Source organism: Wolbachia endosymbiont (group B) of Erebia ligea (genome assembly GCF_947179575.1).
Taxonomy (GTDB): domain Bacteria; phylum Pseudomonadota; class Alphaproteobacteria; order Rickettsiales; family Anaplasmataceae; genus Wolbachia; species Wolbachia pipientis_C.
This window is the reverse complement of sequence record NZ_CAMXBW010000004.1, coordinates 261176-269076: the sequence shown is the minus strand read 5'-3', so window position 1 is coordinate 269076 and position 7901 is coordinate 261176. Positions and strand designations below refer to the sequence as shown.

At 35.2% G+C, this 7901-nt stretch carries 9 protein-coding genes, 1 tRNA gene and 1 pseudogene; 3 read left to right on the top strand and 8 right to left on the bottom strand.

Annotated features, from left to right (window positions below; genetic code table 11):
- Positions 1-1356 (top strand): annotated as a pseudogene (locus OM962_RS07655) (hypothetical protein); the annotation flags it as partial.
- Between the two features lie 164 nt (positions 1357-1520).
- Here OM962_RS07655 and OM962_RS07650 read toward each other — a convergent pair.
- From OM962_RS07650 to OM962_RS07630, 5 genes are read right to left on the bottom strand one after another with little or no spacing between them, the layout of a single operon-like run.
- The gene (locus tag OM962_RS07650; protein WP_264331183.1) at positions 1521-1700 is read right to left on the bottom strand and encodes a transposase; all 180 of its coding nucleotides are present in this window, start codon (positions 1698-1700) and stop codon (positions 1521-1523) included.
- Positions 1701-1713: 13 nt separating this feature from the next.
- Positions 1714-2196: an IS630 family transposase gene (locus tag OM962_RS07645; protein WP_264330460.1), complete on the bottom strand. Its 483-nt coding sequence runs from the start codon at positions 2194-2196 to the stop codon at positions 1714-1716.
- A gap of 28 nt (positions 2197-2224) precedes the next feature.
- Positions 2225-2344 (bottom strand): hypothetical protein, encoded by a 120-nt coding sequence (locus tag OM962_RS07640; protein ID WP_264330464.1) that lies wholly within the window; start codon positions 2342-2344, stop codon positions 2225-2227.
- A gap of 47 nt (positions 2345-2391) precedes the next feature.
- Positions 2392-2571 (bottom strand): transposase, encoded by a 180-nt coding sequence (locus tag OM962_RS07635; protein ID WP_264330453.1) that lies wholly within the window; start codon positions 2569-2571, stop codon positions 2392-2394.
- Complete coding sequence (locus tag OM962_RS07630) at positions 2561-3484, bottom strand: hypothetical protein (RefSeq protein WP_264331167.1); 924 nt, start codon at positions 3482-3484, stop codon at positions 2561-2563. The genes OM962_RS07635 and OM962_RS07630 overlap by 11 nt, the downstream gene beginning before the upstream one ends.
- A 107-nt stretch (positions 3485-3591) precedes the next feature.
- On the opposite strand from OM962_RS07630, the gene tnpC reads away from it, so the two are divergent.
- Positions 3592-4944: an IS66 family transposase gene (gene tnpC, locus OM962_RS07625; protein ID WP_264330459.1), complete on the top strand. Its 1353-nt coding sequence runs from the start codon at positions 3592-3594 to the stop codon at positions 4942-4944.
- A gap of 69 nt (positions 4945-5013) precedes the next feature.
- On the opposite strand, the gene OM962_RS07620 is transcribed toward tnpC, so the two are convergent.
- A complete protein-coding gene (locus OM962_RS07620; RefSeq protein ID WP_264331166.1) occupies positions 5014-5247 on the bottom strand; it encodes a hypothetical protein in 234 nt (77 codons plus the stop codon).
- Between the two features lie 167 nt (positions 5248-5414).
- Positions 5415-6338, bottom strand: coding sequence for a class II fructose-bisphosphatase (gene glpX, locus OM962_RS07615; protein WP_264331165.1), 924 nt, complete (start codon positions 6336-6338; stop codon positions 5415-5417).
- Between the two features lie 118 nt (positions 6339-6456).
- Between glpX and OM962_RS07610 the strand changes: the two genes are divergently transcribed.
- Positions 6457-7713: an ankyrin repeat domain-containing protein gene (locus OM962_RS07610; protein WP_264331164.1), complete on the top strand. Its 1257-nt coding sequence runs from the start codon at positions 6457-6459 to the stop codon at positions 7711-7713.
- Positions 7714-7779: 66 nt separating this feature from the next.
- On the opposite strand, the gene OM962_RS07605 is transcribed toward OM962_RS07610, so the two are convergent.
- Positions 7780-7853 (bottom strand) — tRNA-Arg (locus tag OM962_RS07605).
- Between the last annotated feature and the right edge of the window lie 48 nt (positions 7854-7901).

The window sequence follows — 7901 nt, the reverse complement described above, 5'->3', positions numbered from 1 at the left end:
CTTATAGGAAAAGGTTATGCAGATGTTGTTTTGCTTGTTCGTGGTGTTGATCAGACAAATGATTCGGTTCCAATTATAATTGAGTTGAAGGTTGGTGATGAGGAAGGATTAGAGCAAGCTAAAGATTATGCTAAAAGTTGTTCTGTTTCGTCTTTGCCTATTCATACCTCATCACCAAGTGCTGTTTGTGTAGCGTTAAATTTTCAATTACGTGGAGGTGCTGGTCTCCGAACTTCTGTGCAGGCCTTTTCAGAAGGTGGTCTTTCCTTAATACCGGGTTTACTACATCCTCATGGAAATGGAGTTAGGGGAAATGTAAAACGTTTTTTACAACCCATAGCATCAGAGTTCACTCAATCGCCTCATTGTAACACTTTTTCCTGTACGTCATCGTTTGTTTTTGGAAATGTTTTATCTACAAGGAGGGACTTAGAAACAAATGATGGGCGGGAGGTAAGGGTTACCAAGTATCTATTTAACCACTCTCAGGGAGAGAAAATGAAACGTACAGGTGGTAGGGGAGATGCAGCAGATATTGTAAGCCATGCGTTAACTTTAGCTCTATTTTTATCAAATATTGGTTTTGTTGTGCTTCACATTTTTCGTCGTTTAAAGTGGCAGACTTTACCAGACAAGGCATTGAACCTGTCGTTACTGCCTCAAGCCACAGATGATGCTAAGGTGCGTCAAGTACTTTGTGAAGTAGATGTCCAGGGTCATCTGGAAGTGGCTTCTGCAAAGAAATTCGAATCACTACGTGCTTACTCACGTTCTCATAGTGAAGGTTATTTCGAGGGAAGGTTTTCAGAACAAATGGGTAATGTTAGGAATTTACATCAACTTGCAGATCAGTTGATGAGTGCTGAGCCTAATTTTGGTAATGATGGTAATGTTAATGGTGAGTACAGGGCTAGGTATGAAGTTTTATTTAATGAGATTTCTCGTCTGTTGTCTCCGTTATTAAATGAAACCCGTCTACTCGTGAACAATGAAGCTAAATTTCAGGCTTTGTTGCGTGGGATATTTCAAAGTTGCGATAATCCTGCCAAGGTAATTATTGAGTTCCAGCTACAGAGAGGAAGGAAAATAGACCTAGTATTATCAAAATCTGCGGAAAATGATGATACTCATCCAATTGGAATAGAGTTGAAGTATGCTAACACCGCAGAACAAGTTGAACGAAAAAGGGTGGAGGCAAATCGACAGTTAAGTGAATACGAATTTTGTGGAGGATGCAAGCGTATTACTGGGGGAGATGCGATGGTTTTGTTATACGCTATATTAAATGCTGTAGGACAAGAGCAGGATCTGATATTGATTGGTGGGCTTCGTAGAGCATCTGGGTTTTCTAGATGACTTGTAACTAATAAAAGTACCAAAGATAAGGTTGTTTATGGGTAAAATTATGCATTAAGCTAGAGTACGTTTGAGTAAGGTTGGAGAAAAAGCAAGGTCTTTGAGCAAGAAAATTTGATTTATGTTTTCTTAAGTTACAGTTAACCTGATGAAGTTTGTATAATTTATTGTTGGAGTTTTTTTGTTCTATCACCCTGAATACACCTTTTTCCCTTACTAAAACCACTATCTCGATTAAAAGGTGCAACTCCGGAAAGGCTGGATATTTCTTTATGTTGGAGAGTTCCAAGCTCGGGTAGATAACAAATAAAAGTAATAGCTGTTATTGCACCTACACCAGGTATACTATAGTATTTTCTAAAATGGATGATAAAGTTCCATTATGGTATTACCAACCAAAAGCTGTAAGTCTGTATATTTATACATGAGAGGTCTGAGGCGGCTTTTGATGGTATGCCAACAGTATTCTATAGGATTCAAATCTGGTGAATATGTTGGAAGATACAGCAAATGACAGCCAAAAGACTCTATTAATGATTTTGTTTTAGTGGTCTTATGAAATGTAGCATTATCCATAACTATAGTTGTGCCAAGTGGCAATTTAGGTAATAACATCTTCTCCAACCATGTATTGAATACCTCTTTGTCACACCCACCTTTGAAAGTCATTGGTGCAATAAATCTCTTTCCAATCCACCCGGCTACTATACTGATTCTCTCTCGAGTTCTCCCTGGAATATCTGCATAAATTTTCTTTCCTCTTGGAGCGCGTCCATATTCTCGGTATAACTTATTATCAACTCCTGCTTCATCTATATATAAGATGCTGGAATGGTCTATTTTTGAGATTTTATCAATAAATTGCTCCCTATCTTCTTGATTGCGCTCTTGATATAGTGTGACTTTTTTTTAAAGTAATTTTTAGCTGTTTTAGTCTATACCAAATTGAGTTTATTCCAAATCCAAGATTTTGTTTCATCTCTGCCAGAGTATGATCTGGATTCTTTGTAACATATTCTTCGAGTATTTTGGGGTCTATTTTTCGAATAAAGCTACCGTTTTAGATGGCTTGAGGCTTTCACCAGCAGCTTTCTTTTTTAACCAACGGTACAGAGTTGCTATTCCTATCTCCATAAGCTCTGCTACCTCAACCTTTGTCTTACCTTTTTCTATCATCAATACTGCCTTTTCCCTTAAATCCACACTATATGCCATTATAACTCAAATACTTTATTATACCTTTATCATTTACTTTAGGAAATACTATAGTTGGCTGACCAATCTCAATTTCACTAGGATTTACATTTAAACTAATAAAGCAGTTAACAGAATTACCTTTCTCATCTTCTGCACTCCACCTAATTTTCATATCGCATGTTGCATCTTTTGCAAAGCGGTAATTTCTTTGTTGCTTATCATTCTTTTCAATCGTTACAATTAGTTTACCATCGCTGTATATTTTTGCTCTTTTTACCTCATTTTTATTTCTTTCCATCCTTTCAATTTTGTTAGTGAAAAGATGGCTTGTTTCTAAACTCTTTTCAGGTTTAATAATATTTACACTAAGATTATCATAATGATTAACTTCTGCATTTTCGCCTGGCCAATAACATCCATCAAAAAAGCCTACTAGACCATCTTCTTTTAGAAATTCTTTTGCATCATTCATCCCTTCTTCAATTCGAATAAGATATCTACCTAACCTATTTTCAAAATTCTTTTTCTGATTTTCATTAGTAAACTTCTTATCTAATATATTCATTATTTCGTTTTGCTGACTCAATATCGCATAGTTAAAAAGAAAAATATCCCTTTTTCTTCGATAATAATTTGCTATTTTATCAAATGGATCTGCCGGCCGGCCGCTATTATAATTTACATAATCATTAGGGTCTTCACATTTATTATCCTTAAAATCGAATCTCAAATTTTTAAAATCTGATAATACTTCTTCTGCCTTACCTTTAAGAAACTGAGGTGTACTTTGGAGCTTTTCTCCATAACTCATTCCATCTTTAATCCTAGAATAAATATACTCACCCAATCTTTTTCTAAACTCTTCTTGTCTTTTGAGATCAGGAAGCTTATTATCTAATATATTGATTATCTCCTTTTGCTTGCTTAACACTGTATCCGTTCAGAGGTGTGGCAAGGATAAAAAACAATTGACATAATATATTAAAGTAGTAATAACACAAAATGTTGATAGTAAAGTAAGGCTAGATGCTTCAATTGTTGATCAGTATTGTAGAGTTATGTAAAAACTTAGAGCAGAAAGTAGCAAAGATTGAAGAAAAAAATAAAATCTTAGAAATAGAGAATGCTGAACTAAGAGAGAGACTCGGCTTAAACTCAAGGAATTCATCTTTACCAAGTTCAAAAGAGCTGTACAAAATAAAAAAAGACACACCAGAAGATAAGTCAGAGGGCGGCAGGAAGATAGGTGGTCAAGTTGGACATAAGGGGAATTGCCGAGCTAAAATGGAAGCAGATGAGGTGGTGAAGGTAGAGTTACCAAATAGATGCGAGTGTGGTGAAGAAATCGCAATATCGGAAAAACCATATGTCTATCAAAAAGTTGATTTACCAGAAATTAAGCCTTACGTAGTTGAGTATCAATTAGAACATGGTCGCTGTCGTAAATGCGGAAAAAGAAGGAGTAGCAAATTACCAGAAGGAGTTACACCGGATACCTTTGGTCCTAGAGTTAAGTCAGTAGTTGCATCACTAAGTGGGTTTTATAAGAATTCAAAGCGAGAAATAGCGAATATTATGAAAGACATCTTTAACATGAGTATAAGTGTTGGTAGTGTGTCCAATAGTGAAGCAAGGGTTTCGTCAAAATGTAAAGAAGCCTATGAACAAATAGAGGAAGAAATAAAAGCAAGCGAAATTTTGCATATTGATGAAACCAGTCACTACAACAAAGGCAAATTGGGATGGTGCTGGATGTTTGCCAACAATAAAGCAAGTCTTATGAAGTTAGCAGATACAAGAGGAATGAAATTTTTAAAGAATAGTGCATTTTGTGATTACAAAAACCTGGTAATTACTGACAGATATGCAGTTTACAACCACTTCAGTGATGAAAAACGACAAATTTGTTGGGCTCACTTATTGAGAAATTTCGAGAGGTTATCTCATAGTTGGAATAGTGAAGTAATGAGACTTGGCCATTGTTTAAAAGACGCAGCTAATGGATTGTTTGTATTAAAAAACGCTTTGTCAGAAAATGAAATTAGTATTTCAAAGTTCACTAAGCAAGCTAAAGAATTACGAAGATACATACAGTACTGCATGATAAAAATATCTTATATACTTGAAGCAAAAGGAGCTTCACGAACGGTAAAGGGTATTATAAAATCCGAGTCAATGATGTGGACATTTTTGGATGACCCAGAGAATATTCCATTAACGAATAACCATGTTGAGCGACAGATACGGCATTATGTTGTCTATCGTAAGAATTCATATTTTGCACAGTCAGAGCGAGGGAATAGATTTCTTGAGCGGATAATTTCGTTGTATCTGACTTGGAAACAAAAGGAATTAAACCCTTTTCAAAACCTGCTAGCTGTTGTTTCTTAAACCACACCTCTGAACGGATACTTAACACTACATAGTCAAAAAGGCCTCTCTCTTTTTTATACTTCTCTGCTATTTTGTTAAAACACTTACTATCATTATAATCCAATTTTTCGAAGCCTTGGAGCACGTTTTTACATCATCCTCACTAAATTGAAGATTTATTTGAGGAGACGCGTCAGTTCTACTTTGATCATCAAGTTGAGGATTTTTTTTAGTAGATTGGACTAATAAACTTTCTGTGCTGTTAGAGAAAGAATTATTATTTTTTTCAGGCGGTGAATTTTTCTCCTCACTATTTAACAAATTAGAAACCCAGTCAAATATTTCACACCTCTCATACTTAAATAAGCTTAATTATAACTTAATGCCAAATGTTGTAAAGCTAAAATTAACATGTAAATTCATTTTTTTAAGACAATTATAAGTATCTTCCTTCTATAAAAATTTTATAATCAGCATATGACAAATGTTTAAGATATTGATTTTGTTTGTATTTTTATTACTTTACCAGGCAATATTATTAATGAATTAGTCAGACAAATATCTTGGCCAAACTTTACTCCATCCACAAACTCTCCATTTGTTACTCCAGTTGCAATGAACACTGATTCACTTTTTGCCATGTCTTTCACGGTGTAGATTTTTTCTGGGTCAGTGATATTCAAATTTTTTGCTCTTTCTTTTAATTGATCCGTGTCAAATATTAATCTTCCTTCTATCTGCCCACCGATTGAGCTTAGCGCTGCTGCTGCAAGCACTCCTTCTGGAGCTCCACCTGTTCCAATATACATATCGTGATTGCCATTTATTAGCGAAACTATGGCTGCAACATCACCATCATCTATTAATTTCACTTTTGCTCCTAGCTTCCTAATTTTTGCTATTAATTCATCATGTCTTTCACGTTTAAGTACAGTTACTATAAGATCACTTGCTTTACATCCTTTTGCCTTGGCTAAATTGTCCAGATTCTTCTCAATCCTATTTTTTAGTGAGACTACACCCTCTGGGAGATTTTTTCCCACTGCTATCTTTTCCATATAAACATCAGGTGCATGTAAAAAATTACCTTTTTTTGTTGCAGCAAGAACAGACATTGCCCCTTGTTTATAGTGAGCGCAAATTGTAGTGCCCTCAAGTGGATCAACAGCGATGTCAATGTCAGGGCCACTTCCTGTGCCAACTTTTTCTCCGATATATAGCATCGGTGCTTCGTCCCTCTCCCCTTCCCCAATCACAATTGTACCATTTATTTCCATTGAGTTTAGCACCGTACGCATTGCATCAACTGCAACCTGATCGGCCTTTTTTTCATCACCAAGGCCTGCCAATTTATATGCAGCAAGTGCTGCAGCTTCGGTTACTTTCACTAACTTATAAGCTAAATCTTCCATCATTTACTCGAGAATCATAAATCAATATATATCATGCCATTTGAGACTGCAAGATTACTTGACTGATCATGAAAAAGTTGATATAACAAGCATATAGCAATAATGATAGGTTTTGAATATGGTCAGTAACTTAGCTTATGACAATGTAAAGGAATTTGTAACTAATAATCCTGATATAACTGCTCATGAATTTTGTGAGAAGCTAAAACAAAGTGGAGCAACAGATGCAAATATTTGTGATTTATTTATGGATATTCTCCGCCCAGGGAGGAATGATATTGTAAATGATCATGATACATTCCTCAAAACTATCGAGTTGCTTGCTAAGTCAAACATTAAAATTGATATTGGAGATACTACTTCTAAAACTGTATTAGATTACGCTGTGTCAGGTGGAAAACCTAACGTTATAAAGATATTTTTGGATAGCGGTAAATTTGATCAAGAAAGAAAATCGAATGCTTTGTTGACCGCCGTTAATGAAGGTAAAGTTCAAGAGTTTGAGATATTTTTAGATTACATAGATCATACGAAAATACTAGAGGTTCTTAACACAGCTCCTCACAATGAGAGCACTGAAGTTATGAAGATACTCTTGAATAACAAAAGATTTACTGAAGAAGAGAAAGTTCAGGCTTTGAGTGATGCCTCTATAGATGGTGATCCACCAAAAGTTAGGTTACTTTTAAAGTATATGACGGATATACCAGAAGCTGATGTTAGGAATCTTTTGGTAGTCATTAAAGAAAGTCAGTCATCACTTGAAAAAGAACTTAAAATAGATTCTAAGTTTAAAGGAGATCCCAACAATTCTGATCATCGTAAATACTACTCAAATGTTGCAATAATTAAATTGCTTGAATCATCAATAGATAAGAAACAAGAAAAGCAAAAAACGTCTAATGTAAAGGAAATTAGAATAAAACCTAGCAGAAGTAATGGAAACGTTGGTAATAGATCTGTAGCAACAGCGCCTCCAGTTAGTACTAATGGTAATAATAACAAAAATGAAGCACCTGTATCAACAAGGACTGGCCCAACTGTCACACCAAATAATGATAAGAAAGCTAACGGCTTTGTAGAGGCTCAATTTTCTCCACCACATGAAAAAGAAACTAAATACAAAAAAAGTAAGGAGAGTTTTTACACCTCATTAAGGAGTGATGTTGTTGGAGTTGTTATTACAGGATTGTTTGTTGCTGCTGCTGTGATAGTTCCATCTTTAGCTGGCGCATTAGTTTTCAGTGTCCTAGCTATTTTAGTTGTAATGGTAACTGGATTACATGTAAAAAATTTTACACTTCCAAGTTACAGAGAAATGAGAGAAAATAAGGTTGAACCTGTAAATTCAAGTTTGAGAAACCATGCAATCTAGCTCCTAGAATCACTTTTCAAACCAATTATAATTTCTTGATTGTTAAACCACTTTATCAAAATTAAGTGGGACTAGTGCGATTCGAACGCACGGCCTTCGGATTAGGAATCCAACGCTCTATCCTACTGAGCTATAGTCCCATGTCTTCTGCTATTTATGCAAAATTATAGCAAAAAGTCTCGCATTTT

Coding starts and splice junctions, on each gene's coding strand:
- OM962_RS07635 (WP_264330453.1), bottom strand. CDS start 2,571: ATGGCATATAGTGTGGATTTAAGGGAAAAGGCAGTATTGATGATAGAA.
- OM962_RS07610 (WP_264331164.1), top strand. CDS start 6,457: ATGGTCAGTAACTTAGCTTATGACAATGTAAAGGAATTTGTAACTAAT.
- glpX (WP_264331165.1), bottom strand. CDS start 6,338: ATGGAAGATTTAGCTTATAAGTTAGTGAAAGTAACCGAAGCTGCAGCA.